The sequence below is a fragment of the Rhodoferax sp. genome, from assembly GCF_030646845.1.
GTDB lineage: Bacteria > Pseudomonadota > Gammaproteobacteria > Burkholderiales > Burkholderiaceae_C > Rhodoferax.
Genome location: NZ_JAUSLE010000021.1, coordinates 107,218 through 133,427, shown reverse-complemented (window position 1 = coordinate 133,427; position 26,210 = coordinate 107,218). Strand labels below are relative to the sequence as shown.

The 26,210-nt window shown below is 57.2% G+C and carries 25 protein-coding genes and 1 pseudogene; 22 read left to right on the top strand and 4 right to left on the bottom strand.

Annotated features, from left to right (window positions below):
• Positions 1-65: 65 nt before the first annotated feature.
• Positions 66-1,301, bottom strand: a complete 1,236-nt coding sequence (locus Q7T10_RS05810) for a branched-chain amino acid ABC transporter substrate-binding protein (protein ID WP_304746860.1) — start codon at positions 1,299-1,301, stop codon at positions 66-68.
• A gap of 163 nt (positions 1,302-1,464) precedes the next feature.
• Positions 1,465-3,093, bottom strand: coding sequence for a 3-(methylthio)propionyl-CoA ligase (locus Q7T10_RS05805; protein ID WP_304746859.1), 1,629 nt, complete (start codon positions 3,091-3,093; stop codon positions 1,465-1,467).
• A 284-nt stretch (positions 3,094-3,377) separates the two neighbouring features.
• Here Q7T10_RS05805 and Q7T10_RS05800 point away from each other — a divergent pair, with 284 nt between their 5' ends.
• The 6 genes from Q7T10_RS05800 to Q7T10_RS05775 all read left to right on the top strand — a co-directional run bounded on the left by Q7T10_RS05800 (position 3,378) and on the right by Q7T10_RS05775 (position 7,772).
• The gene (locus Q7T10_RS05800) at positions 3,378-4,085 is read left to right on the top strand and encodes a Crp/Fnr family transcriptional regulator (protein ID WP_304746858.1); all 708 of its coding nucleotides are present in this window, start codon (positions 3,378-3,380) and stop codon (positions 4,083-4,085) included.
• Between the two features lie 64 nt (positions 4,086-4,149).
• Complete coding sequence (locus tag Q7T10_RS05795; protein WP_304746857.1) at positions 4,150-5,643, top strand: YdiU family protein; 1,494 nt, start codon at positions 4,150-4,152, stop codon at positions 5,641-5,643.
• Positions 5,644-5,672: 29 nt separating this feature from the next.
• Positions 5,673-6,083, top strand: coding sequence for a peptide-methionine (R)-S-oxide reductase MsrB (msrB, locus tag Q7T10_RS05790; protein WP_304746856.1), 411 nt, complete (start codon positions 5,673-5,675; stop codon positions 6,081-6,083).
• Positions 6,080-6,619, top strand: coding sequence for a septation protein A (locus Q7T10_RS05785; RefSeq protein WP_304746855.1), 540 nt, complete (start codon positions 6,080-6,082; stop codon positions 6,617-6,619). The genes msrB and Q7T10_RS05785 overlap by 4 nt, the downstream gene beginning before the upstream one ends.
• Before the next feature lie 11 nt (positions 6,620-6,630).
• Entirely contained in the window at positions 6,631-6,924 is a 294-nt protein-coding gene (locus Q7T10_RS05780) for a BolA family transcriptional regulator (RefSeq protein WP_304746854.1), read from the top strand.
• 62 nt (positions 6,925-6,986) lie between these two features.
• Positions 6,987-7,772 (top strand): peptidylprolyl isomerase, encoded by a 786-nt coding sequence (locus Q7T10_RS05775; protein ID WP_304746853.1) that lies wholly within the window; start codon positions 6,987-6,989, stop codon positions 7,770-7,772.
• 60 nt (positions 7,773-7,832) lie between these two features.
• Here the strand turns inward: Q7T10_RS05775 and Q7T10_RS05770 are convergent, their stop codons facing one another.
• On the bottom strand, positions 7,833-8,600 hold the full coding sequence (locus Q7T10_RS05770) for a DUF1624 domain-containing protein (protein ID WP_304746852.1): 768 nt from the start codon (positions 8,598-8,600) through the stop codon (positions 7,833-7,835).
• Between the two features lie 167 nt (positions 8,601-8,767).
• Between Q7T10_RS05770 and Q7T10_RS05765 the strand changes: the two genes are divergently transcribed.
• The 6 genes from Q7T10_RS05765 to pssA all read left to right on the top strand — a co-directional run bounded on the left by Q7T10_RS05765 (position 8,768) and on the right by pssA (position 15,583).
• Positions 8,768-9,304, top strand: a complete 537-nt coding sequence (locus Q7T10_RS05765) for a phasin family protein (protein ID WP_304746851.1) — start codon at positions 8,768-8,770, stop codon at positions 9,302-9,304.
• A gap of 205 nt (positions 9,305-9,509) precedes the next feature.
• Positions 9,510-9,797 carry a ferritin-like domain-containing protein gene (locus Q7T10_RS05760; RefSeq protein WP_304746850.1) on the top strand — a complete coding sequence of 96 codons (288 nt, stop codon included), beginning with the start codon at positions 9,510-9,512 and terminating at the stop codon, positions 9,795-9,797.
• Positions 9,798-9,971: 174 nt separating this feature from the next.
• Positions 9,972-11,588, top strand: coding sequence for an FAD-binding oxidoreductase (locus Q7T10_RS05755; protein WP_304746849.1), 1,617 nt, complete (start codon positions 9,972-9,974; stop codon positions 11,586-11,588).
• Entirely contained in the window at positions 11,576-13,174 is a 1,599-nt protein-coding gene (locus Q7T10_RS05750) for a glycerol-3-phosphate dehydrogenase/oxidase (RefSeq protein ID WP_304746848.1), read from the top strand. The genes Q7T10_RS05755 and Q7T10_RS05750 overlap by 13 nt, the downstream gene beginning before the upstream one ends.
• Positions 13,171-14,733, top strand: a complete 1,563-nt coding sequence (locus tag Q7T10_RS05745) for an FGGY-family carbohydrate kinase (RefSeq protein ID WP_304746847.1) — start codon at positions 13,171-13,173, stop codon at positions 14,731-14,733. Before Q7T10_RS05750 ends, Q7T10_RS05745 begins: the two co-directional genes overlap by 4 nt.
• 238 nt (positions 14,734-14,971) lie before the next feature.
• Positions 14,972-15,583, top strand: a complete 612-nt coding sequence (gene pssA / locus Q7T10_RS05740; protein WP_304746846.1) for a CDP-diacylglycerol--serine O-phosphatidyltransferase — start codon at positions 14,972-14,974, stop codon at positions 15,581-15,583.
• Positions 15,584-15,656: 73 nt separating this feature from the next.
• Here pssA and Q7T10_RS05735 read toward each other — a convergent pair whose 3' ends face one another.
• A complete protein-coding gene (locus tag Q7T10_RS05735; RefSeq protein WP_304746845.1) occupies positions 15,657-17,072 on the bottom strand; it encodes a DASS family sodium-coupled anion symporter in 1,416 nt (471 codons plus the stop codon).
• A 196-nt stretch (positions 17,073-17,268) separates the two neighbouring features.
• On the opposite strand from Q7T10_RS05735, the gene Q7T10_RS05730 reads away from it, so the two are divergent.
• The 10 genes and pseudogenes from Q7T10_RS05730 (at position 17,269) to Q7T10_RS20805 (ending at position 25,776) form a co-directional block, all read left to right on the top strand.
• Entirely contained in the window at positions 17,269-17,475 is a 207-nt protein-coding gene (locus Q7T10_RS05730) for a hypothetical protein (protein ID WP_304746844.1), read from the top strand.
• 98 nt (positions 17,476-17,573) lie between these two features.
• Positions 17,574-18,287: pseudogene (locus Q7T10_RS05725) on the top strand (transposase); the annotation flags it as partial.
• A 308-nt stretch (positions 18,288-18,595) separates the two neighbouring features.
• Positions 18,596-19,702 carry a DegT/DnrJ/EryC1/StrS aminotransferase family protein gene (locus tag Q7T10_RS05720; protein ID WP_304746843.1) on the top strand — a complete coding sequence of 369 codons (1,107 nt, stop codon included), beginning with the start codon at positions 18,596-18,598 and terminating at the stop codon, positions 19,700-19,702.
• Positions 19,668-20,444, top strand: coding sequence for a WbqC family protein (locus tag Q7T10_RS05715; RefSeq protein WP_304746842.1), 777 nt, complete (start codon positions 19,668-19,670; stop codon positions 20,442-20,444). Before Q7T10_RS05720 ends, Q7T10_RS05715 begins: the two co-directional genes overlap by 35 nt.
• A gap of 3 nt (positions 20,445-20,447) precedes the next feature.
• Positions 20,448-21,410, top strand: coding sequence for a hypothetical protein (locus Q7T10_RS05710; RefSeq protein ID WP_304746841.1), 963 nt, complete (start codon positions 20,448-20,450; stop codon positions 21,408-21,410).
• 3 nt (positions 21,411-21,413) lie between these two features.
• Positions 21,414-22,382, top strand: a complete 969-nt coding sequence (locus Q7T10_RS05705; RefSeq protein WP_304746840.1) for a hypothetical protein — start codon at positions 21,414-21,416, stop codon at positions 22,380-22,382.
• The gene (locus Q7T10_RS05700; protein WP_304746839.1) at positions 22,379-23,587 is read left to right on the top strand and encodes a GNAT family N-acetyltransferase; all 1,209 of its coding nucleotides are present in this window, start codon (positions 22,379-22,381) and stop codon (positions 23,585-23,587) included. The genes Q7T10_RS05705 and Q7T10_RS05700 overlap by 4 nt, the downstream gene beginning before the upstream one ends.
• Entirely contained in the window at positions 23,584-24,504 is a 921-nt protein-coding gene (locus tag Q7T10_RS05695; RefSeq protein WP_304746838.1) for a glycosyltransferase family 2 protein, read from the top strand. The genes Q7T10_RS05700 and Q7T10_RS05695 overlap by 4 nt, the downstream gene beginning before the upstream one ends.
• Complete coding sequence (locus tag Q7T10_RS05690; protein ID WP_304746837.1) at positions 24,501-25,331, top strand: bifunctional 2-polyprenyl-6-hydroxyphenol methylase/3-demethylubiquinol 3-O-methyltransferase UbiG; 831 nt, start codon at positions 24,501-24,503, stop codon at positions 25,329-25,331. Before Q7T10_RS05695 ends, Q7T10_RS05690 begins: the two co-directional genes overlap by 4 nt.
• A gap of 52 nt (positions 25,332-25,383) precedes the next feature.
• Positions 25,384-25,776, top strand: a complete 393-nt coding sequence (locus Q7T10_RS20805) for a GtrA family protein (protein WP_370653734.1) — start codon at positions 25,384-25,386, stop codon at positions 25,774-25,776.
• Positions 25,777-26,210 lie beyond the last annotated feature (434 nt).

Below are 26,210 nucleotides of genomic sequence, written 5' to 3'. Positions count from 1 at the left end.
GACAAAAAGTAAAACAGCCCGAGACGGTACACCCGTTCGGGCTGATGCGAGAACGCTGCTGAAGATCAGGCGGGGCGTTTCATCTGGCAGCTCGTTGGCGTGCTCGATACGTAGTTCGGATACTCGGCGACCGGCACCAGCGTCATCCCTGTGTTTTCAGGGCTGTACGGATACTTGGCACTGGCTTTCTGCCAGACTGTCATATACAAGGGCTGCTGCAGCTGGTGGTCCGCCTTGCGAATTTCAACTTCGCCATTGAAGCTCTTTACCTTGATGCCTTCCAGCGCAGCCGCGACCTTGACCGGGTCGGTGGACTTGACCTTGGCCATCGCAGCACCCAGGGTCTCAAAAATCCGGATGGTGGAGCCCGTATAGAAGTCGTCGTTGTATTTGGCCTTGAACTCTTTCATCCATTTGTCCATCTGCCCACCCATGTTGTAGTGGTTATAGGCAATCTGGTAGACACGTCCCGCACCATTGGTGCCCAGCGCCGAAGGCGTGCCCGTGACACCAGCGTAATACGTGAAGAACTTGCCGTTGTAGCCGCCTTCATTGGCCGCCTTGATCAACAGGGACAGGTCCGAACCCCAGTTGCCGGTGATCACGGTGTCTGCGCCGGAAGCCTTGATCTTGGCAATGTAGGGAGCGAAGTCGCGCGTTTGTGCCAGCGGATGCAGGTCTTCACCGACGATCTGGATGTCCGGACGCTTGCGGGCCAGCGACTCCTTGGCGTACTTGGCAACCTGCACGCCATGGGAATAGTTCTGGCCGAGGATGTAGACCTTCTTGATGTCCGGCTGGTCCTTCATGAAACTGGACATGGCTTCCATCTTCATGGAGGTATCCGCATCGAAGCGGAAGTGCCAGTAACTGCACTTGCTATTGGTCAAATCGGGATCCACGGCCGAATCGTTGAGGTAAATCACTTCCTTCCCGGGATTACGTTCATTGTGCTTGGTGACGGCGTCCGACAATGCCAACGCCACCGAAGAGCCGTTGCCCTGGATGATGTAGCGCGCACCCTGGTCGATGGCCGCCTTGAGCGCGTTCAGGCTCTCGGTCGGGCTGAGTTTATTGTCGATACCGGTGACTTCGAACTTCACGCCGGCAGGGTTGCCAGCACCACTGAATTTTTCAGCAAAGAACTGATAGCCCTTGAGCTGACTCACACCCACCGGCCCAAGCAAGCCGGTCTGGGCATCAATCCGAACCATCTTCACGACTTCACCTTTTTGGGCAAACGCGCCGCTAACGCACAAGACAGCAGCCGTGGCGGCAACAACTTTCAACGCAAATTTCATATAAGGATCTCCTGAGTTTCAGACAATCAACACCCATGCAGCGTACAAGTGATTGTGCATCGCAACACGAGGGGTTTCCCGTAGGCGGAATCACCCATGTGACAGGTGGGACCCAGCCACAGGGCAGACACAAAACGGCTTCCTGCGCCTGTGGCGGATTGGGTCAGGCGTCAGGCAGCCTGTAATCCTTCAGCAACTCGCGCAGCTTCGTTTTTTGCATCTTGCCGGTGCCGCCAAGGGGAATCGCATCGACAAAAACCACGTCGTCAGGGACCTGCCACTTCGCACATTTGCCGTCATAGAACTGGATGAGTTCGTCGCGCGACACGTCGGCACCCGGCTTCTTCACCACGGCAATGATGGGCCGCTCATCCCACTTGGGATGTTTCATGCCAACGCACGCCGCCATTGCAACTGCAGGATGACCCATGGCGATGTTCTCGACATCGATCGAGCTGATCCATTCACCACCCGACTTGATCACATCTTTGCTGCGGTCGGTGATCTGCATGTACCCGTCTGCATCGATCGTGGCCACGTCGCCGGTCGGGAACCAGCCATCCACCAGCGGGGAGCCGCCCTCCCCCTTGAAATATTCGCTGATGATCCACGGGCCCCTGACCAGCAGGTCACCATAAGCCTTGCCGTCCCAGGGCAGCTCATGACCCTCGTCATCGACGATCTTCATGTCGACGCCAAAGATGCCACGCCCCTGCTTGAGGCGGACCTTCATCTTCTCCTCGGGTGTCATCGCAAGATGCTTGTTCTTCAGGGTACAGACCGTACCCAGTGGCGACATCTCCGTCATGCCCCAGGCATGCAAGACCTCCACCCCATAGACGTCGTTGAAAGCGGTGATCATGGCAGGCGGGCAAGCCGAACCCCCAATCACCGTACGTTTGAGCGTGGAGAACCGCAGCCCCCCCGCCTGCATGTGCCCCAGCATCATTTGCCATACGGTGGGAACACCGGCCGCGAACGTCACGCGCTCGCTCTCAATCAATTCAAAAATGGATTTGCCGTCCATCGCTGGCCCCGGAAATACCAGTTTTGCGCCTGTCATGGCGGCTGAATACGGCAAGCCCCAGGCATTGACGTGGAACATGGGCACCACCGGCAACACCGAGTCGCGCGCGCTCATGCTCAGAGCGTCCGGCAAGGCTCCCGCCAGGGCATGCAGCATCGTTGAACGATGGCTGTACAAGGCTGCTTTCGGGTTGCCCGTGGTGCCACTGGTGTAGCACATGCTCGATGCGGAATTTTCATCAAACGACGGCCATTTGTAGTTACTGGATTGCGCCCCAATCCAGGCTTCATAACTGACCAGTCCGGGAATGCCGCTGTCCGCCGGCAGTTTGTCGGCATCGCACAGCGCCACAAAGTGTTTCACGGTGGTGCAACGGCCGTGGATAGCTTTCACGATGGGCAGAAAGCTCATGTCAAAGCACAGCACCGTGTCTTCAGCATGGTTGGCAATCCAGGTGATCTGATCCGGGTGCAAACGCGGATTGAGGGTATGCAACACACGGCCCGAGCCACTCACGCCGAAATACAACTCCAGATGACGGTAGCCGTTCCATGCGAGCGTGGCCACCCGGTCGCTAAAGGGCAGCTTCATGGCATCCAGGGCGTTGGCAACCTGTCGGGCCCGAACCGCAACATCCTTGTAGGTGTAGCGATGAATGTCGCCCTCCACCCGACGCGACACGATCTCGCCTTCCCCATGGTGCCGTTCGGCAAACTCGATCAGCGACGAGATCAATAACTGTTGGCTTTGCATCAACCCGAGCATGAAAAAACTCCTGAAAAGTGGTGAAACTGAAGGTGCATGGTACTGCGCTTTCAGCGCAGACAAGCACTCGCCCGCTCTACGATGCTGGCATCGCCAACACCAAATTTCGTATCATCGGGCCATCTGAGGTCTGCGCAGTTTGATGCTGATACCCGGGTTTTACAAGACCTGTCACACGCACGACAGCATGTCGTTGAGTTGACAGTTATTCGGTGTTAACCCGTATACCTTGCGCTTGCCCCAGCTTGGCACATTAACCCGAACTAACGCCGTTGTCCCGACCCATGTTCCCCAGCACCGTTTCGCCAACATCACGCTTTCTCGCGGCGCAATCCTGGTTTGCCGGTCTCCCGCTATCGGTTCAGACTCAGGTCAGCGAACACGTCGTGCGCACAACCGGAAAAAAGGGAGAAGTGATGCTGCAGGCCAATGCCCCGGTGGAGGGCTGGTACGCGGTTCTGTCCGGTCTGGTCAAACTGCAGAGCCCAACCGTGAAAGGACGATCGTCCACTTTTGTGGGCGTGGCCTGTGGTGACTGGTTCGGTGAAGGATCTGCGCTGAAAAGCGAGCTACGCCGGTACGAAGTCATCGCGTTGCGCGACACGGAGTTGCTATGCCTTCCGCTGGCCGAGTTCGACCAGTTGCGCGCGATCAGCATCGAGTTCAACCAGGTCCTGGTCAATCAGCTGAATCTTCGCGTGAGTCAGGCCATGGCCCTCATCGAAGCCAGCCGCCTGCGCACGCCCGAGCAGCGGGTCGCGCTCTCCCTGAGTCGCCTGTTCTGGAACCGGACACGCAAACTCAACCTGTCGCAGGATGAACTCGCCAACCTGGTCGGAATATCCCGCCAGACCGCCAACCGGGCGCTCAACTCGCTGGCCCAGCGCGGACTGGTGACGCTGGAATTCGGTCGGGTGGACATTGCCGACGACGAAGCACTGACCCGCTTCATTTTTTCAGCACCTGAACCGCAAGACTTGCCCGCCACCTGATCCGGGCGCCGCCCGGATAACCCTGCGCGCGTTGGGAATGGCAGCACTGCGAGACAATCCGCCCATGAACATGGCCACGCACAGCCCCAGCAATCTCGATGTGGGATTGACCTGGCGCAACAGTTTCGCCCAGCTGGGCGGGGATTTCTACACCTGCCTCTCGCCCCAGCCGCTGCCTGCGCCCTACTGGGTGGGCCGCAGCAGGTCGTTGGCCAGCGAACTGGGCCTGCATGAGTCGTGGCTGGCGTCCGCAGAGTTGCTGGAGGCCGTTTCCGGCAACCGTCCCATCGCCGGTACCCAGGCGCTGGCCAGTGTCTACAGCGGTCATCAATTTGGCATGTGGGCAGGCCAACTGGGCGATGGCCGTGCCATCTTGCTGGGTGAGACCAGCAGCGGACTGGAGGTGCAACTCAAAGGTGCGGGGCGCACGCCCTATTCCCGCATGGGGGATGGACGGGCCGTCCTGCGCTCCAGCATCCGCGAGTTCTTGTGCAGCGAAACCATGCAAGGGCTGGGCATTCCGACATCGCGCGCGCTATGCGTTACCGGCTCGGATGCGCCGATACGACGCGAAACCATTGAAACAGCGGCCGTGGTCACGCGGACAGCGCCCAGCTTCGTGCGCTTCGGTCACTTTGAGCATTTTTCACATCGCGAGCAGCCTGTGCAACTCAAAGCCCTGGCCGACTACGTCATTGACCGGTTTTACCCGGAATGCCGAACCGGCGACAAATTCGCCGGCAACCCCTATGCGGCCTTGCTGGAAGCGGTCAGCGAACGCACAGCAGAAATGGTGGCGCAATGGCAGGCCGTGGGGTTCTGCCACGGCGTCATGAACACGGACAACATGAGCATTCTGGGTCTGACGATCGACTACGGTCCCTTCCAGTTTCTGGACGCCTTCAATCCCGGCCATATCTGCAACCATTCCGACGAGCAAGGCCGCTACGCTTTCAACAAGCAGCCCAACATTGCCTACTGGAACCTGTTCTGCCTGGGGCAGGCCCTGCTGCCCCTGATTGGGGAGCAGGAACTCGCGATCGCGGCCCTGGAGTCCTATAAATCGGTGTTTCCGGCGGCACTTGAGAAGTTGATGCGCGCCAAACTGGGCCTCGTTGACGGGTATGGCGACAACGCAGCGGATGATCGCGTCCTGATCGAGGACGTCCTGAAGTTGCTGGCGAAGGACCGGGTGGACTACACCATCTTCTGGCGTCGCCTGAGTCACGCCAGCAGTGGCACCAACACGCAGAGCGTGCGTGACCTGTTTCTGGATCGAACGGCGGCCGACGCCTGGCTGCTACGCTATTCGGAGCGGCTGGCGGATATTCCACGGGGGCTGGTGGCCGATTTGATGCTTAAAACAAATCCAAAGTTTGTTCTGCGCAATCATTTGGGCGAACAGGCTATCAAGGCCGCAAAACTCAAAGACTTTTCCCAGGTCGACACCTTGCTGACTCTGCTCGAATCACCATTTGACGAACACCCCGGGTTTGAAGAATATGCCGATTTCCCGCCCGATTGGGCCGCCAGCATCGAGATCAGCTGCAGCTCCTGACCAATTTTTGCGCAAAGTGGACCACTCTGATGACCTACAAGATTGAAAAAACCGACGAGCAGTGGAAAGCCCTGCTCAAAGAAAAAGGCGCCGAGCCACTGGCCTTCGAGGTCACTCGCCATGAAGCCACCGAACGCGCCTACACCGGCCGGCTGGAGGACAACAAGGCGCCCGGCATCTACAAGTGCATATGTTGCGACAAGCCCCTGTTTGATGCCAGCACCAAGTTCGAGTCAGGCTGCGGCTGGCCCAGCTATTTCCAGCCGATCGACGAGGCCGCCGTTGGCACCAAGGTCGATGGCAAATTGGGCATGCGTCGCACCGAGGTGCACTGTGCCGACTGCGGCGCACATCTGGGCCATGTGTTTGAAGACGGCCCGGCGCCCACCGGTCTGCGCTATTGCATGAACTCGGCTTCGTTAAACTTCACGCCTAAATGAAAATACTGATCGACTTCTTCCCCATCCTGCTGTTTTTTGGCGCCTACAAGGCCTACGACATTTATGTAGGAACCGGCGTGCTCATGGCCGCCACCCTGGTCCAGATGGGCCTGATCTACGCGATTGATCGCAAACTCACAGCCATGCACAAGGTCACCCTGGCCCTGGTGCTGGTTTTTGGGGCATTGACGCTGGTGCTGCATGACGACCGGTTCATCAAGTGGAAACCCACGGTGCTGTACGCAGCCATGGCCATTGCCTTGGCCGTCGCGGTTTGGGTGATGAAGAAGAACTTTCTCAAACTGATGCTGGGCAGCCAGCTCGAATTGCCAGATCCGGTGTGGATGCGTCTGAACGTGGTGTGGGTGGCCTATTGCGCCTTCATGTCGCTGATCAATGCCTATGTGGCCGCCTACTACAGCACGGAAGCCTGGGTCAACTTCAAATTGTGGGGCTATGCATTTCCACTGGTTTTCATTATTGGCCAGGGTTTTTATATCTCGCGCTATCTCAAACCCGAAGAACCCAAGGCCTGAGGCCCAACACCATGACACCCACGACCCCATCGGCAGGCCCCACGGCGCAGCAGCTTGAACAGCGATTGCGCGAAACCCTCCAGCCCGTCACGCTGGAGGTGGTGGATGAAAGCTTTCAGCACAACGGGCATGCCGGAGCCAACGGCACCGGCTTTGGCACCCACTTCCGGGTGCGCATCACCTCCGGGCTGTTCACCGGAAAGTCAGCCGTCATGCGCCATCGCCTTGTGTATGATGCGCTGCAAGATTTCATGGACCAAGGCCTGCACGCACTGGCCATTGAGGCCCAGGCGCCGACCGTCTGAACCTGGCTGCGAAGGCCGTCTTTCTTGACTTCTTTTTAGATCTTGCTACTTAGGAAACCCGAATGAAAATGAAACTGATATCGGCCATTGCAGCGGCCGCGATGCTGGGCACTCTGGCACCGGTCGTCCTGGCGCAAAATGTGGCAATCGTCAACGGCAAAGCCGTTCCGAAGTCACGCGTGGACGCACTGGCACAGCAGATCGCCCGCTCGGGCCGTCCGGTCACACCTGAAATGCAGGGGCAGCTCAAAGAGGAAGTCATCGCCCGTGAAATCTTCATCCAGGAAGCCCAGAAACAGGGACTGGACACCACCGACGACTTCAAGACCCAGATGGAGTTGGCGCGCCAGACACTTCTGATCCGCGAGCTCTTTGGCAACTATCAAAAGGCCAACCCTGTCACCGATGCCGAAATCAAGGCCGAGTACGACAAATTCGCCGCCGCCAACAGTGGCAAGGAATACCGTGCCCGCCACATCCTGGTTGACAAGGAAGACGAGGCCAAAGCCATCATTGCCCAGCTGAAAAAGGGCGGGAAATTTGAAGAAATTGCCAAAAAATCCTCCAAAGACCCAGGCTCCGGCGCCAACGGTGGCGACCTCGACTGGGCCAATGCCGGCAACTACGTAGCGGAATTCTCCGACGCCCTGAGCAAACTGGCCAAAGGCAAGACCACCGAGACACCGGTGAAGACCCAATTCGGCTATCACATCATTCGCCTGGACGATGTCCGTGACGCGCAATTGCCGAAATTTGAAGACGTCAAGCCTCAAATTGCACAACAGTTGCAGCAGCAGAAGATGTCCAAATACCAGGAAGACTTGCGCGCCAAGGCCAAAATCGAATAAGCCTGCCGGCTCGGCTGCAAAAAACGCGGCTTGAAGCCGCGTTTTTTTTGGCCGCCGCTCTTATTTGACGAGCCAGCCAATCGCCATCAACGCACCAATCATCACGGGCTGATGCAGCACGTAGTAGCTCAGGCTCCAGCGCCCGATTCTCGCCAATGATTTGAACGCGACCGGCAGCTTCAATGACAGGCACCCGGCACCCGGACCCGACAACCAGGACCCTGCCGCTACACCCCACCACATCACCCCCAGCCAGGGCAACAGTGGCACGTAGTCTTCGGTGATCGGCTTGCGCGTAATCAGACCCAGCCAGTTGAGCATGGGTCCGTTCAAGGCATCCACAAATTGGAGAGAAGCCCCCGAATGCAGTGCGTAGACAGCTATGAATTTGATAGCGATCGCCGCGGCACCCAGCAGCCACAACCAGGCACCCCAGTGCGCCGTCAGGCGCGCGATGATCAGCATCAACGCAATGCCGTGCAGTACACCAAAATAGATAAAACTCTGCGGGTACATCAGCCAGGACCCCAGGGTCACCAGCAGCGCACATCCGGCCACCTGCACCCAGCGACGCCAAAAACGGGTCCAGCTCTGCCCCTGTGCTACCGCGACCGCTTGCCCCACCCCCGCAGAAAACAGGAAGAGGCTCAGGATCAGGGTGCGCTGCCAGGTCCAGAATGGATCACGGTAGAAATCCTGCCGCCAGTAACCAAAGTGATTCAGGTCAAAACAGAAGTGGAACGCCGTCATCCACACCATGGCCAGGCCACGCACGGCGTCCACAGCCTCGAATCGCGATGAAGAAAGAGAGGGGGACTTGCGCAGCATGGCTTGACGATACCCGATTAATCAGGGAACAATTCCGCGCATGTCACTGCGTCAATCCCGGTTGCCATCGTTGAACCGGCGCAGAGACACTTGTTGCTGCAGCACGGCCATGCACTGACAGGCACTGACTCATTGGCCGGATTCATCCATCATCGAGGGAGTTTTTCATGGCGACAAAAACCACTGCAAAGAAAACCACAACAGTAGCCAAAAAGGCCGCTGCCAAGTCAAGAACCAGGGCCGTCGTCGCCAAGACAGCTGTTGCCAAAACCCGGGTCAAAGCCGCAGTGGCAAAAACCAAAGCGACCGCGGAGACCCCACCGGCGACCTTGAAGCAGGTGGCGACCCGAAGCCGCAGAAAAGTCACCAGCGTCGTGCATTTGACACGGGACGCCTCACTGAAGCTGATCGATTCCCAGCGCGCCATCTGGCTGGCAGGCCTGGGCGCACTGGCCAAGGTCACGACCTCAACGGGCACCAAGGGCGAGAAAGCCTTCGAAGCGCTGGTGAAGGCCGGCAAGAAGTTCGAGTCACAAGGGCGTGGCGCCATCGACAGCAACGCCGATCTGCTCAAGGTTCGCATCAGCGATGCGAGCAACGTGGTGGACCAGGGCATCGACAGCGTCAGTGATGCTTTCAATGCCCGTGTCAAAAAAGCATTGGCTCGCGTGGGATATCCCAAGGGCAGCTATCCGGAGAAATAGGCCGACAGGTGGCCTGTCGACGCTCGCCTTGTTACTGGCAGGGTCGCAGTCCGGGCGCGATGGATTCTCCAGACGCTTGCGTTACTCTATGTGAGGCGCCCGGTGAGTTGGCCTTGCCCGCCTTGCTGATGCTGCCCGGATGGCGGCCTTTGTCATGGCAGCCAATGCGGTCCGCAGCGAAAACAATCAACACAAAGGAAAAAAAATGTCGAGTATTGGATATCACGAGCCCGTAGAGGAGTTGTCCCACGAAACGCGCGACATGCACAGAGCCATCGTTTCCCTGATGGAAGAGCTCGAAGCGGTGGACTGGTACAACCAGCGTGCCGATGCATGCAAGGACATCGAACTCAAGGCAATCCTTGAACACAATCGGGACGAGGAGAAAGAGCACGCTGCCATGGTGCTGGAGTGGATCCGGCGTAAGGACCCGAAGTTTTCCAGCGAACTGAAGGACTACCTGTTCACCAAGAAAGATATCGCGCATCCGTGAATAGGCCGGATACAGACGGCAGCGTTACCGGGGGCGAATGGTTGCGGGTCGAACCCGGTCTCATGCGTTGCTATTTTTTCGATAGCTGTTAACGCTCATTTGACGGGGGATGGGGGCTAAAATAGCTTAAAGATTCTCGCGCCTGACGTCCAAACTGACTGAACGGAGTAGCCCATGCGACGATGGAACGGCTGGGGCGATGATGCCACTTCGATGAGTCTGAACGACGAGGCGCGCGCCATGATCAGCGCCCGGCTGGGGCCCGGACTTCCCGGGCACGATGCGACGCGCGAAGCGCTGCTCGCCCAGATCCCTGCTTCGCGCCTGCCGACCCATGCACTGATCCAGACCGACGCCGCCACCCGCTTCGCCATGGCCATGGGCGAAAGCTTTGCGGACTGGATCCGCAAGCGCTTTGGCGCCCTGCCCCCGGTGCCCGACGGCGTGGCTTTTCCCGAATCCACTGAGCAGGTGCGTGAGCTGCTGGACCTGGCGCACGAGCGTAACTGGATCGTGATCCCGTTTGCCGGTGGCACCAGTGTCGCCGGGCACCTGGACTGCCCCATCAGCCAGCGGCCCATCCTGTCGATCAGCTTAAGCCGCCTCAACCGCCTGCTGCACCTGGACAAGCCAAGCCAGTTGGCGACCTTCGGCGCCGGCACGCCAGGGCCGCTGGTGGAGGCGCAGTTGCGCGCGCAGGGCTACACGCTGGGGCATTTTCCGCAGTCGTTTGAGTACTCGACCGTGGGTGGCTGGGTGGTGACGCGCTCCAGCGGGCAGCAGTCGCTGCGCTATGGGCGCATCGAGCAATTGTTTGCGGGCGGCCGGCTGGAGTCGCCGGTCGGCACACTCACCCTCCCGACCGTGCCGGCCGCCAGCGCCGGGCCGGACTTGCGCGAACTGGTGATGGGCTCGGAGGGGCGCTTCGGCATTCTGACCGAGGCGACGGTACGGGTGTCATTCCTGCCTGAGCACGAAAGCTTTCACGCCCTGTTCTTCCCCAGCTGGGACGCCGCCGAGTCCGCGGTGCGCGAGCTGGTGCAGCGCAAACTGCCCCTGAGCATGCTGCGCCTGTCCAACGGGATCGAGACCGAAACCAACCTCACGCTGGCCGGCCACGCGCGCCTGATTGGCTGGCTGCAGCGCTATCTGACCTGGCGCGGCTGTGGTGACGGCAAATGCATGCTGATGCTGGGCGTGACCGCAGACAAGCGCACCGCCCGCCACGCCTTGCGTGAAGCCCGGCGGGGATTGGCCAAGCATGGCAGTGTCTACATCGGACCCGCCATGGGCAGCAAGTGGGCGGCCAACCGCTTCAAGGGTCCCTATCTGCGCAACACCTTGTGGGAGCTGGGCTACTCGGCCGACACCATCGAGACCGCCGTCGACTGGCCCCAGGTCAAGCACCTGATGCTGGCGATGGAACAGGCGGCGCGCGATGTGTTTGCGCAATACGGCGAACGGGTACATGCCTTCACCCATCTGTCGCACCTGTACCCGCAGGGCAGCAGCATTTATTCGCAGTTTGTCTGGGCCACGGCGCCGGGCGGCTTTGCGCCGAACTTCGAGCGCTGGCAGCGGCTCAAAACGGCAGTGGCCGCAACAATAGCTGCCCACGGCGGTACGGTGAGCCACCAGCACGGCGTCGGGCGTGACCACGCGGCGCACCTGGCCGACGAGAAAGGACCGCTCGGCATGGCCACGCTGACTGAGCTGTGCCGCCACTTCGATCCAGAAAGAATCATGAACCCCGGCAAGTTGTTGCAGGACGAAGGCCCATGGGCGAGTTGAGCCCAAGCGACAGGCGCAGCCAGGCCCTGGCGCAGCTTGACGCCCGGACCTGGGACCTGGTCGTGATTGGTGGCGGCATCAGTGGTGCGGGCGTGGCGCAGCAAGCAGCGCGCCGCGGCTGGAAGGTGCTGCTGATCGAGCAGCGCGATTTTGCGTGGGGCACCTCCAGCCGGTCGTCCAAGCTGGTGCATGGCGGCCTGCGCTACCTGAAAGAAGGCGACATCAAGACCACCCTGCATTCGGTGCGCGAGCGCGACCGGCTGCTGCGCGAGGCGCCCGAGTTGATCGAGCCGCAGAGCTTTCTGTTTGCCGATTGCGCGGGACGCAAGCCGGGCCGCCGGCTGTTTCAACTGGGCTTGAGGGTGTACGACCTGATGGCCGGGCATCGCAGCCTCGGCTGGGCCAATCTCGCGACCACGCGGACGCTGGCACCGGGCCTGGCGCCTCCCGGCATGCGCGGGTCCATGGTGTTCCAGGACGCCAAGACCGATGACGCGCGGCTGGTCTGGCGCGTCCTGTCAGAGGCGCAGCGCGACGGGGCGCTGGTACTCAACTACTTGGCGGCGCGCGGGCTGCAACTGGATGCGGGCCGGGTCTGCGGCATCACCGTGCAGGACGTGACAACGGGCCAGCCCCATCAGGTGCGCGCCAAAACCGTGGTCAACGCCACCGGCGCCTGGGCCGACCGGCTGCGCGGCGCGGTGGGTGGCAAGCCCCTGTTGCGCCCGCTGCGCGGTAGTCATCTGGTGGTGCCGTTCTGGCGCCTGCCGGTGGCGCAGTCCATCAGCCTGATGCATCCGCGCGACGGCCGGCCCGTGTTCCTCTACCCCTGGGAGGGCGCCACGCTGATCGGCACCACCGACCTCGATCACCGCGAAGATCTCGATGTCGAGGCGTCCATCACACAGGCGGAAGTGGACTACCTGATCGAAGCGGTCAACGACCAGTTCCCTGCGGCCGCCTTGCGCGCCACCGATGTCAGCGCCTGTTATGCCGGTGTGCGGCCAGTAGTCGATGACGGCAGCGGCACGGCGTCGCAGGCCGCGCGGGACCATGTGGTGCTTGATGAATCCGGGCTGATCACGCTGACGGGTGGCAAACTGACCACCTTCCGGTTGATGGCGCAGGATGCGCTGGCGCTGGCCGCAGTGCACGTGGGCCAGCCATTTGCGCGCGACGACGCCGTCATGTTCACGCCGGCGGGCGCGCTGAACCCACGCTGGAGCCCATCGGTGCGGCATCGGCTGGCGGCCCGCTATGGCTATCGCGCCGGGGAACTGAGCCTTCACGCGTCTGAGGCCGACCTGCAAACCATTCCCGGCACCAACACCCTGTGGCTGGAACTGGCTGTGGCGGCCCGGCATGAGGCAGTGGTGCATCTGGACGACTTGCTGTTGCGGCGCACCCGGCTGGGCATTCTGCTGCCGCGCGGTGGCCTGGACCATCTGGCGCGCATCCGCGCCCTGTGCGAGCCGCATCTGGACTGGGACGACGCGCAATGGCAAGCCGAAATTGATCGCTACCGCGCGCTGATTGCCGCCCACTACAGGCTGCCCGGTCCGATTCAAGAGGCTCCAATCCCATGAGCAAGACCTACCTGCTGGCCATCGACAACGGCACCCAAAGCGTGCGCGCCCTGCTGTTTGACCTGCACGGCAATCTGGTGGACAAGGCGCAGGTGACTATTGACACCTACCAGTCCCCCCAGCCGGGCTGGATGGAAAACGACCCCGAGGCCTTCTGGCAAGCCATGTGCCAGGCCTGCCAGCGCCTGTGGGCCAACACCGCGGTTCCCAGGAGTGCGATTGCCGGCGTGGTCGTCACCACCCAGCGCGGCACCACCATCGCGCTGGACAAGCAGGGCCAGCCCTTGCGCCCCGCCATGATCTGGCTGGACCAGCGCCGCGCCGAGCAGACACCAAAGCTCAGTTGGTGGTGGGAGGCTGCTTTTCGGGTGATCGGCATGATTGACACCGTCCACCACTTCCAGAAGGAGGCCGAAGCCAACTGGATCGCCCAGAACCAACCTGACATCTGGGCCCAAACGGATAAATACCTGCTGCTCTCCGGCTACCTCAACTACCGTTTGACCGGCCGCTTTGTGGACTCGGTCGCCTCGCAGGTGGGCTATATCCCGTTTGACTACAAAAAGGGCTGCTGGGCGCCAAAGCACGACTGGAAGTGGCAGGCCATGCCCATCACCGCGGCCATGCTGCCCGAGCTGGTGCCGGCGGGTAGCATCATTGGGCAGGTCAGTGCCCAGGTCGCGCTGGATACCGGGATTCCAGAAGGGATGTCCGTGATCGCCGGTGCCGCCGACAAGGCCTGCGAAGTCATCGGTGCTGGCTGCCTCACCCCCGAGATTGCCTGCCTGTCTTACGGCACAGCCGCAACAATCAACACCACCACACCGCGCTACCTGGAGGCGACACGTTTCATCCCGCCCTACCAAGCGGCGGTGCCGGGCCACTACAACACCGAGATCCAGATCACGCGCGGCTTCTGGATGGTGAACTGGTTCAAGGAGCAGTTCGGCCTGCACGAGCAGCAAATAGCCCGGCAACGGGGCGTGACAGCCGAGAGCCTGTTTGATGCCCTCGTCAACAGCGTGCCGCCCGGCTCGCAGGGGCTGATGCTGCAACCGTTCTGGAACCCCGGCATCAAGGTGCCCGGACCGGAGGCCAAAGGCGCGGTGATCGGTTTCGGCGACGTGCACACGCGCGCCCACCTGTATCGCGCCATTCTGGAAGGGCTGGCGTATGCGTTGCGGGAAGGCAAGGAGCGCATCGAGAAACGTGGCGGGCAGCGCATCACGCGGGTGCGGGTGTCCGGCGGCGGCTCGCAAAGCGACGCGGCGATGCAGATCACCGCCAATGTTTTCAACCTGCCCTGCGAACGGCCGCACTTGTATGAGACCAGCGGTCTGGGCGCGGCAATGCTGGCCGCTGTCGGCCTCAAGCTACACCCTGACTTTGCCACCGCCGTGCGTGAGATGACGCGCATCGGCCAGGTGTTTGAGCCCGAGCCCGAACATGCCCGCACTTACGATCAGCTCTACCGCCGCGTCTACTGCCGCATGTACCACCGCCTGCAACCGCTGTACCGGGACATTCAGGCAATCACGGGCTACCCCGAGCAGGGTTGATCACCCTTGACAGCGCTGCCCGCGAACCGGTCTGGGGCGACAAAAATCATGCGGCCGTGGGTTTGCACACGTGCCCGTGGCGTGGACAGGCGCGTGAAAACCGCAGTTGTTCCATTTGTCCTACGTCAAGAGACGGAGTTCGACGACGCTGGCTTGTCGGCTCGTGCAGCAACATAGGCGTCACGGATATCACTTTCTGAAAAAGTGGAGTAATCTGCTCTTTACGAGGACACGCACCATGCAAAAACCTTTTTCAATGATTCGGGAGTTCCACCTGGCCGACTGGTTCACTCTGGGAAATGCGGTGTGCGGTACCGGCGCCATGTTCTCCATGATGACCTACCTGCAAGCCAGCGATGTCATCCACATCTACTTTGCCTGCGGGCTGGTCTTGGCCGCTCTGGTATTTGACGTGCTGGACGGACGGATTGCCCGGTGGCGACAGAAAACCTCGGCCATGGGACGTGAACTTGATTCACTCGCCGACGTCATCTCCTTCGGCGTCGCCCCCGCCCTGATTGCGTATGGTTGCGGTATGCAGGGTCTGTTCGACCGTATCGTCCTGGTCTATTTTGTCGCGTGTGGCGTCTCGCGCCTGGCTCGCTACAACGTGACAGCCGAGACCCTGTCTCAAGGCCAGGACAAGGTGAAATACTTCGAGGGAACGCCGATCCCGACATCGCTTGCACTGGTCATGGTGCTGTTTGTCGCGGCCATGCAAGGCGCGCTGCATGAGTCACTCTGGTTCGGGCAGCTCGAATTTTCCGGCTTCATACTGCACCCACTTGTCTTGCTGTTTGCACTCTCCGGCTCATTGATGGTCAGTCGCATCCGGCTCCCCAAATTCTGAACTGCGTCGGGCTTTGTCCCCATGACAGCCTGGCTTGGGTCACAGCCCGGCAGGCAGGCCCCACCCGGTCCGATCAGCCGCCGGCGGTGGCGGCTCTGGCCAGCGCCAGCAAGCCCCATATCGTCAGCACGCCAATGCAGACCGCGTCGAACGCGACCCCGACGCGCAGCATGGCGCGCTGGGGCACATGACCCGAACCAAACACCAGCGCATTCGGCGGCGTGGCCACCGGCAAGGCAAAGCCACAAGAAGCCGCCAGAGCGACCAGCAGGATCAGCACTTCTGGCGGCAATCCCATGCGTCCCGCGATGGCGGCAAACACCGGGATCAGCAAGGCGGCAGCAGCCGTGTTGCTGGCAAACTCGCTCAGCAGCACCATGAAGGCGGTCACTGCAAGCAGAATCACCCCGGGGCTGGCTCCCTGCAGCGCGTGCGCCACCTGATCACCCAGCACCAGCGAGGCACCCGACGTGCCCAGTATCTCGCTCACGGCCAGCCCGCCGCCAAACAGCAGCAGGACACCCCAATCGGTGTGCTCGGCCACCTGGCGCCAACTCGCCAGCCGCAGGGCCATCACGGCAATGGCTGCGGCCACCGCAAAAAACGTGTCCGGGCTGTGAATACCCAGGCGTCTGAGGGGTTCACCTCCCAGCGTCCACCCCAGAGCAGTCAATACAAACACCACCAAAGTCAGGCGACGGGGGCCGTTCCAGGGCACATCGCTCATCTCCAGCTGCACCGTGCGGTTCAGATGCGGCCGCAGCACCAGCCACAGCGCCAGCGCCATCAGCGGCATGAGCACAAGCACCAGCGGCAGGCCAATCCACAGCCAGCCGGCAAAGTCAATGCCGGCAGCGCGGGCGGCGATGGCATTGGGGGGCGACCCCACCAGGGTCCCCAATCCGCCGATGCTGGCCGCATAGGCCACACCCAGCAACACAAAGACGTAGGTGCTTCGCTCGCGCCCGGCGTCCAGCGGGCTCAGGATGCCCAAGGTCAACGGCAGCATCATGGCCACCGTGGCGGTGTTGCTGATGCCCATGGACAAAACGGCGGTGGCAGCAAACAACAGACCGACGGCCCTGCCCAGATGCCCCCTGGACAAGGCCAGCAGCGCAAAGGCCATCTTGCGGTCCAGTTGCTGAACGCGCAAAGCGGTGGCCAGGGCGAAGCCGCCAAAGAACAGGAAAACAATGGGGTCGGCAAAGGGCGCGAAAGCCTTCGTGGTGGTCAAACCGGGAAAACCCATCAGCAAGGCAATGAGGGGCACCAGCAGGGCAGTCACGGCCAGGTGCAGTGCCTCCGTCAACCAAAGAACGCCGATAAAAAGCAAGAGGCACAGGCCCTTTTTGACCGTGACGTCGAAGGGCAGCCACAGGTACAGCGCCCCGGACAATGCAAGCGCCAACAACAGCATCAGCCCCGTGCGCGCACCGGAATTTCCTGACTCAGCGGGCAGACGAACAGGGTCAACAGGGTTTTGGTTCATGCTCAGGAAAGATCGGCATCCTTGGCCAATTCGGCGTTGACACTAATGTATATCCGTGACGTTCGGCGACTGGCCGCTTTTTTCGAAAATGGAGTGAGGCGACATGACGCATGGGTTTGCGGGCGGCCTTGACTTCCTGTATTGTTTGGACGGTGGCTGAAAAACGCTTCCGCCTATCTACTTCAAGGAGTTCACCATGACAAACAAGACAAATCCACGCGACAAACAGACGCCCCAAAGCGGCAAGGTTGAGAACGACACCAACAAGCTGGGTGAAAAAGCGGCCACGCAGCTAAACCAGGGGCAGCGTACGCCCGACAGTCGTAGCGACCGTGAGTCGCATGTCGGCGGCAGCAATCAGTCGCAGTCGCGACGTGGACCGGTGGGCACCCCCAAACGCTGATTGCCGCAAACCCGTTCGCCGGCGAGTTGGTCGCACCGGTAATCCCCCCGAAAAACCAAAGGCGTGAGAAGTAGAATTTTCTAGAAAAGAAGTTCTACATGAAGAAATCAAGATTTACTGATAGCCAAATCATGGATGCGCTCAAGCGCGTTGAAGCGGGCTTGGCCGTGCCCGAGGTCTGCCGGGAGTTGGGTGTCAGCACCGCCACTTTTAATAAATGGCGTGCCAGATTCGGCGGCATGGACACTTCCCTGATGACCGGATGAAAAAGCGCGAAGAAGAGAGTCGGCGCCTTAAGAAGCTATACATCGAAGAGAAGCTCAAGGCGGAAATAGCGGCTGAGTACCTCGCAAAAAAGTAGCCCGTCCGTCTCTCGCCGGCGCGAGATGGCCAGAGAGGCGGTGCAACAGCGTGGGGTTGCCATACGTGTCGCTTGCGCGGTATTCTCGGTAAGCGAATCCTGCTACCGCTACGAATCCAAAGAAAACGCTGAGAACGACGAAACTGCTGATTGGCTGATCCGTCTGACGGGCAACCACCGCAACTGGGACTTCGGGCTGTGCTACCTGTACCTGCGCGATGTGAAGAGCTTTGGCTGGAACCACCAACGCGTATATCGCATTTACCGTGAGTTGGAACTCAACCTCAGGATCAAACCCCGAAAGCGTCTGGTGGGCGAGAAGCCAGAGCCGCTGGCGGTGCCCGCAGCCATCAACCAAGTCTGGTCGATGGACTTCATGCACGACACCTTGGAAGACGGCAGGAGCATTCGACTGTTTAATGTCATCGACGATTTCAGCTGTGACGCCTTGGTGCGTATTCCGGGAAACCGTGACCGACGATTCTGGTTTATCGTGAACACTGATTCCGGTCGATCGTGACCGATTTGGGAGTTTGACCAAAATGACCGGTCACGGTCGCCCGGAATACCCAAGACTTGAATCCGCCTCGTCCTTCTACAGTTGTCTGCAGATTCTGTCGGTCTCGGTTTTCGAGAGAGCCCTTATGTATGCGCATTGCACGCCAATGACTCACCGAACCAACCAAAATCTACATCTAACCAATTCATTTTTTTCGGCCTTTTACCGGACAGTTGCAACTTAAAATTGCATTATTAAACATGAAAAAACCCATCTACGTCACACAGCCCTACCTGCCACCGCTGGAAGAGTTCATCCCCTACCTGCAGCAGATCTGGGAAAACAAGATCCTCACCAACGGTGGCCCATTTCATCAGCAGCTCGAGCAAGCGCTGTGCGACTACTTGGGCGTCAAACACCTCGCCCTGTTCACCAACGCCACCATTGCGCTAGTCACTGCGCTGCAAGCGCTACGCGTCACGGGTGAGGTCATTACCACACCGTATTCATTCGTCGCCACTGCCCATTCATTGTTGTGGAATGGTATCAAGCCTGTATTTGTGGACGTGGACCGCAACACGTTGAACCTTGACCCAGCCAAGATCGAGGCTGCCATCACTCCGCAAACCACGGCCATCATGCCCGTGCACTGCTACGGCCATCCGTGTGATGTCGAAGCGATCCAGAAGATCGCCGATAACTACAACCTCAAGGTGATCTATGACGCTGCCCACGCGTTTGGTGTGCAGGACAAAAGCGGCAGTGTGCTCAATCATGGTGACTTGTCGGTGCTGAGCTTTCACGCCACAAAGGTGTTCAACACATTTGAGGGCGGTGCCATCATCTGTCCTGATGAAAAAACGAAAATTCGCATCGATCAACTGAAGAACTTCGGTCACGCGGGTGAGGTCACCGTGGTGGCACCTGGCATCAACGGTAAAATGAGCGAATTCAACGCGGCATTGGGGCTGTTACAGCTGAAATACATTGATCAGGCGATCTTGCGCCGCAAGGCAATTGATGCCGCTTATCGTGAGCGCCTAAAAAATGTAAATGGTATCCACTGCTTGAATGATGCGGGCGAAAAAGTTCCCAACTATTCTTATTTTCCTGTCTTGGTGGATGCCAACTATCCCCTCAGCCGCGATGGACTAAACCAGAAGCTTAAAGATTGCGGTATTCATCCGCGCCGCTATTTTTATCCCTTGATATCGGAATTTCCCATGTATCGCGGCTTGCAGTCCGCTCATAGAGAAAACCTGCCAGTGGCAACCGCCGCCTCGGCGCAAGTTCTCTGTCTACCGATCTATCCAGATTTGGAGATGTCCGCAGTTGACGAAATTACCAGTTTCATTGCGACTCAATAAAAGTGAATACAAAGAAAACGAGCGGCTCCACTGGGCAGACCAGATGAAACTGGCCATCATGCAGCCGTATTTCTTTCCGTATATTGGCTACTTCCAGTTGATCGCATCGGTCGATCTATTTATCGTGTATGACAACATTAAATACACAAAGAAGGGTTGGATAAATCGCAACCGCATGCTGCAGAACGGCAGAGATGTCATGTTCTCGTTGCCGTTGAAAAGCGATTCGGACTATCTGGATGTATGTCAGCGGGAGCTATCGGCTGATTTCAACCGCGATAAATTGCTGAACCAATTCAAGGGAGCGTACCGAAGCGCTCCGTATTTTGAGCAAACGCTCCCGCTAATAGAAGAAATCGTGCGGCACGAAAATTCGAACCTGTTTCGATTCCTGCAGCACTCCATCGTCAAAACCTGCGAACATTTGGGTATCACCACTGAGATCAGGATCTCCTCCGACATCGCCATCGATCACACCCTGAAGAATCAGGACAAGGTGCTTGCCTTGTGTGAAGAGGTCGATGCGAATACCTATGTGAATGCCATCGGCGGCATGGAGCTGTATTCAAAAGAAGCGTTTCGGGATAAGGGTGTCGACTTGAAATTCATTCAATCGAAACCGTTCGAATATCCGCAGTTGGGCGCCGCATTCGTTCCTTGGCTATCGATTGTCGACGTGATGATGTTCAATCCGCTCGAGAGGATCCAAAACTGTATTTCGACTAACTATGAGTTGATCTGACCCATGTTCAAATGGAAAAAATTAGGCAAAGTGTTCACGCCGCAAGAAGTGCAAGGACGCAGTTGGCTGAAAGAGTTCGCACAGGCGCCTTCGACCCTTGTGTTCGATGATTTCGTGCGGGTCTATTTCTCCTGCCGTCCCCCCGCAGACGAGAATGCTCAGTATGTAAGCTACTCCGCCTATGTCGATCTCGATCGCGCCGATCTGTTCAAGGTGCGGCATGTCGGCGAACAACCCATCCTCAGCCTGGGCGGGCTGGGCGAGTTCGACGAATTCGGTACCTATCCAGTCTCAGTTATTCGCAACGGTGACGAAGTGCGCGCCTATTACGCGGGCTGGACGCGCTGTGAATCCGTGCCGTTCAACGTGGCGATCGGCATGGCGGCCAGCCTCGATGGGGGCAAGACCTTCACCAAACTTGGCACGGGCCCGGTACTGTCGTATTCGCCGGACGAACCTTTCGTGCTGAGCGGGCCGAAGGTCCGGCGGTTCAATGAGACTTGGTATCTGTGGTACATCGCCGGTCGCAAGTGGAAAGTGGTCGATGGCAAGGCAGAGCCGGTCTACAAGATCCGCATGGCATCGTCCTTAGACGGTATCCATTGGAACAAGGTCAACAAAGACCTGATCGAGAGCCGCATTGAAGAAGATGAAGCGCAAGCCAGCCCGGACGTGTTCTACGCCAATGGCAAATATCACATGTTCTTCTGCTACCGCTACAGCAGCGATTACAGGGGCAAGGAGAACGGCTACCGCATCGGATATGCATCCAGCACCAATTTGACCGACTGGCTGCGCGATGATGCGAAAGCCGGCATCGACGTGTCGGAGGAAGGCTGGGATGCGGAGATGATAAGTTACCCGCACGTATTCGAACTGGATGGAAAAACCTACCTGGCCTATCTTGGCAATCAGGTTGGTCGGCACGGCTTCGGTCTGGCAGTGCTGGATGGCAAGTTGGAGTAAGGTATGAGCGCAATGAAGTGGATAAAACTAGGCAAGGTATTCGACCCGACTCTGTACTCGCTGCCGAACGACTGTGTGCAATTCGCACAATCGCCGCAAGCCTTGGTGTTTGATGATTTCGTACGCATCTATTTTTCCACCCGCGCGGTCGACAAAAGCAATGGAAAGTACCTGAGCCACATCGCCTTTGTCGATATGCGCAAGAATCTGCGCGATGTCATCCGCGTAACGGACAAGACGGTCATTCCGCTCGGTGGACTTGGTTGTTTCGACGAGCATGGCATCTTTCCAATGAACGTCATGCGGCACGGCGATGCCGTGTATGGCTACACCTGCGGTTGGAATCGACGTGTCTCGGTCTCGGTCGATACCGCCATCGGTCTGGCCATCAGCCATGATGACGGCCTCACCTTCCAGCGCATCGGTGACGGCCCGGTACTGGCGGCATCGCTGCACGAACCTTGTCTGGTTGGTGATGGCTTTGTCAAGATCGTCGACGGCGTGTTCCACATGTGGTACATCTTCGGTACCGGCTGGAGGAAGTTCACGCCGGAATCAGCGCCAGATCGCACCTACAAGATCGGTCACGCGACTTCTAGCGACGGCATCAACTGGGTCAAGGAAGAAGCCCGGCAGATTATCGTCGACCGCTTGGGTGCGGATGAAAGCCAGGCGCTGCCGACAGTGATCGAAATTGATGGCCTGTATCACATGTTCTTCTGCTATCGCCAATCTTTCGACTTCAGGAAAACCAAAGGTCGCGGCTATCGCATCGGTCATGCTTACTCAGACGATTTGGTTAACTGGACGCGCGACGATGAGAATCCGCTTCTCGAGGTCACCCCGGGCGACTGGGATTCGGATATGTTGTGCTACCCGCACGTGTTCGAGTGCGAAGGCAAAGTGTATTTGCTATATAACGGAAACGAGTTCGGGCGCTACGGTTTTGGCTTGGCGGAATTGGCGCGATGAGCATTGCTATCGAATATCTGGCAAACAGGGCATCCGTGGCGGAGATTGCAGAGCACCTGTTGTGCTGCGATGCCGATTTTTTGCCGACCTTGAGTGCGCGGGTCGAGATTCGCGACTATGCGCAGAAGATCGCAAACAAAGCGACGCGGTTTGAGGCATGGTCAACCGGCACATTGGTCGCCTTGGTGGCAGCCTATTGCAACGACCAAGAGACACATATCGCTCATATCACCAGTGTCAGTGTGCTGAAGGCGTGGACCGGAAGAGGCATTGCCGCGAGCTTAATTAACCTGTGCATTGAAAATGCCAAAGAGGCGGGTATGCGGCAGATCAGCTTGGAAGTGGCAACGACCAATATTCCAGCCATCAAGTTGTATGAAAAGAGTGGATTCATGGCGGGCAAGTTGAATGAGCCAATCATCTCCATGACACTAAATTTAAACAGCGGAGAAACCATGAACAACAAGCGCGACTACAACGTCGAAATCGCTGACACGAACGATCACAAATACGCCTATGGCTTCGACTTCGATGTGATGCACCCCTACATGATCAAATCGTTTGAGCCGCTCTTCAATAAGGGAAGCTTGCTTGAACTTGGAAGCTTCAAAGGAGACTTCACAAGAAGATTTCTGCCGTATTTCGATGACGTCACTTGTGTCGAAGCGTCGGAAGTCGCTGTGGCGCAAGCGCAGCAAAAACTGGGCGACAAGGTCACGTTCGTCAATTCGCTCTTCGAGAAAGCGACACTACCCAAGCGCTACAACAACGTTGTGCTGACCCATGTTCTGGAACACTTGGACGATCCTGTCTTGGTGTTGAAACGCATCAACGACGAGTGGCTTGCTGAAGGTGGCCGGTTCTTCCTGGTGTGCCCGAATGCCAACGCCCCTTCAAGGCAGATAGCGGTGAAGATGGGGCTGATAACCCACAATTCCGCCGTCACCCCGGCGGAAGCCGAGCATGGGCATCGTTGCACCTACACACTGGATACTCTGGAGCGCGACGCTGTGGCGGCGGGGCTGAAGGTGGTTCACCGATCCGGGATATTCTTCAAGGCACTGGCAAACTTCCAATGGGATCGATTGCTGCAAACGGACGTCATCTCCAAAGATTATCTGGAGGGATGCTACAAGCTGGGTCAGCATTATCCGGACTTGTGCTCAAGTATATTTTTGATGTGCGAGCAAGGTGAGAAAAAATGAAAATATCATTTGTTGTGGCCGTTTATCACAACGAGGGCGCCATTTCCAAAACACACGAAAAGATCCAGTCGGTTTTTTCAAATGCACTCGCGCAGCACGAGTACGAAATCGTTTTTGTGGATGACGGGTCCCAGGATGGATCTCTGCGGGAGATATTGAGCCTGAGGGAGCAAGATCTCCGAGTCAAGGTGATCACCTTTACCAGGAACTTCGGCCAGATGGCGGCCATGTTGGCCGGTTTCAGGGAGGCCACGGGCGATGCGGTCATCAACATCTCGGCCGATCTGCAAGACCCGGTCGAATTGATTCCACAGATGGTGGAGAAGTGGCAAGGTGGGTCCGAGATTGTCATTTGCTACCGGACGGATCGTTCAGACACCTTGTTCGCAAAACTATTTTCGCGTTTGGCCTATGGCTTTTTGCGCATATCGCATCCGCAAATCCCTCCGGGCGGTTTCGATTTTGTATTGATGGACAGAAAGGTCATGGACGAATTCAATGCGATTGATGTGCGGCATCGGTTCTTTCAGGGGGATCTGCTATGGACGGGTTACCGTACCAGTTTCATTCCCTATGTTCGTTTGAAGAGAACGATCGGGAAGTCTCAATACAATTTCGGAAAGAAGCTGAAGAATTTTCTGGATGCGATTTTGGATGCTTCCTACTTGCCGATCAGGTTCATTTCCCTCCTCGGCCTAATCACCTCCGCGCTGGGGGTGCTGTATAGCGCCACCATTGTTTTTAGCTGGTTGCGTGGCGAGACCCCGTTCGAGGGCTGGGCACCCCTCATGATTGCAATCCTGTTGGTGGGTGGGTTGATCATGGTGATGCTGGGCGTGATTGGGGAATATGTTTGGCGTATCAATGAGGAAGTACGGAAGAGACCGAACTATGTTGTCAGGGACAAATTCCTATGAGCGATAACCTACCCTACACAGTAGTCGAAGGAATCAGGTGCTTTAGTCCGGAAGTGGCAAGCTCCTATGCGGATTATCCAGACGGAGGATTTGATCTGACGGACAAGAGCGGGGAGAGCAGTTTTTGGGTTCGCTCCCGCAATAGGCTATTCAAAAGCATTGTCTATGATCAAATGGCCCCAACGGGAAAAACGAAATTTTTGGAAATAGGCTGTGGGACTGGGGGGTTCATCCAGCAAATTGTCGAGAACGAAAACCTGGAGATCACAGGCTCTGAAATCTATCTGAAAGGACTTCTGTACGCAAAAAAAAATCTCCCTCATGTTGATTTCATTCAATTCGATGTTACGCAGGGGGAGATTGGGGAAAAGTTCGACATAATTGTCGCTTTTGATGTCATTGAGCATATTGAGGACGATGTTGCCGCAATATCAAACATCAACAAGATGCTCCACAAGGGGGGCGTTTTGATAATGACCGTACCTCAGCATATGTTCCTATGGAGCAAGCTGGACGAAATTGTCAAACACAAGCGCAGATACTCGAGGCGGGAACTGATAACTAAACTTCAAGAAAATGGGTTTGATATTAGTTACTCAACTTCCTTTTTGTTTATGCTATTTCCCTTAATGTTGATCTCTAGAATATTTGACAAGGGACGTGATCAATCACAATCTGACGAAGTGGCGCTTGAGAAGAGAGTCGTATTTTCCAATGCACTGAATTGGATTTTCGATCATTTCATGCGAATTGATGAGGCTCTTATTCGATTGGGCATCTCGCTACCATTTGGTGGTACGTTGGTGATTATAGCAAGAAAGCGTTAATAAAGACGTCCAATTGGCTTAGCCAAAAAATTTCCAAACCTATTCTCAGAAGATGCATAAATTAAAAATCCAGGCCACAAAATTCACGCTTGTTGGCGCAGCAAACTTTGTGCTTACTTTCATAGTATTCACTGCGACGTTGAAAGTGTTTGAGGTGAACTATTTGCTTTCACTAGCCGCTGCGTGGATGGTCGGTATGCTTTTTTCGTATGTTTTGAATTTTGTATGGGTATTTAAACCAGAGCAGAAAATTCAATTTAATGCTAGATTTATTAGATTCTTCTTTGCTAGCGTTTTATCGATAGGTGTGAACATGGTATTCTTAAGATACATAGTTGAACATACTAGCTTTGATCCCTTTTACGTGCAATTCGCTTTAATACCTTTCATTGTAGTTTTCAATTTTTTAACTGTGAAATATTGGTCACTACGTGCGCTACACTGACTATTAAAAATAGTCATTTCATCGATAATTTCCCTGAATTCCAAGTCATTTCTTGACGGATCATCATATGGATGATATAGCTTGGCAAAATTTGACCATTGACCATTGACCATAGATCAACAGCTAAAGCTAATCGATTTAAGGTGGATATAAGATAATAACTTCAAATTTCATTCCGGGTATTTTTTACTCTACCTGAAATACAACATCAGAGTATTCGACATTTTTCTTGAGGAATAGTAGAAGGGAGTCTTATAGTCGTGTGGCACTGAAATTTATGGACGCAAATATATTGAAACGCCCATTCGTTTTATTAAGTGCCGAAGCCAATCTTATTAAAATGGTTCTTACGGCAAGGGGCATTTATTCCCCATATAGTTACAAATTAATATTTGCAGTGCAAAGTCTAGGCAAGATTTATGGTCTTTAAATTA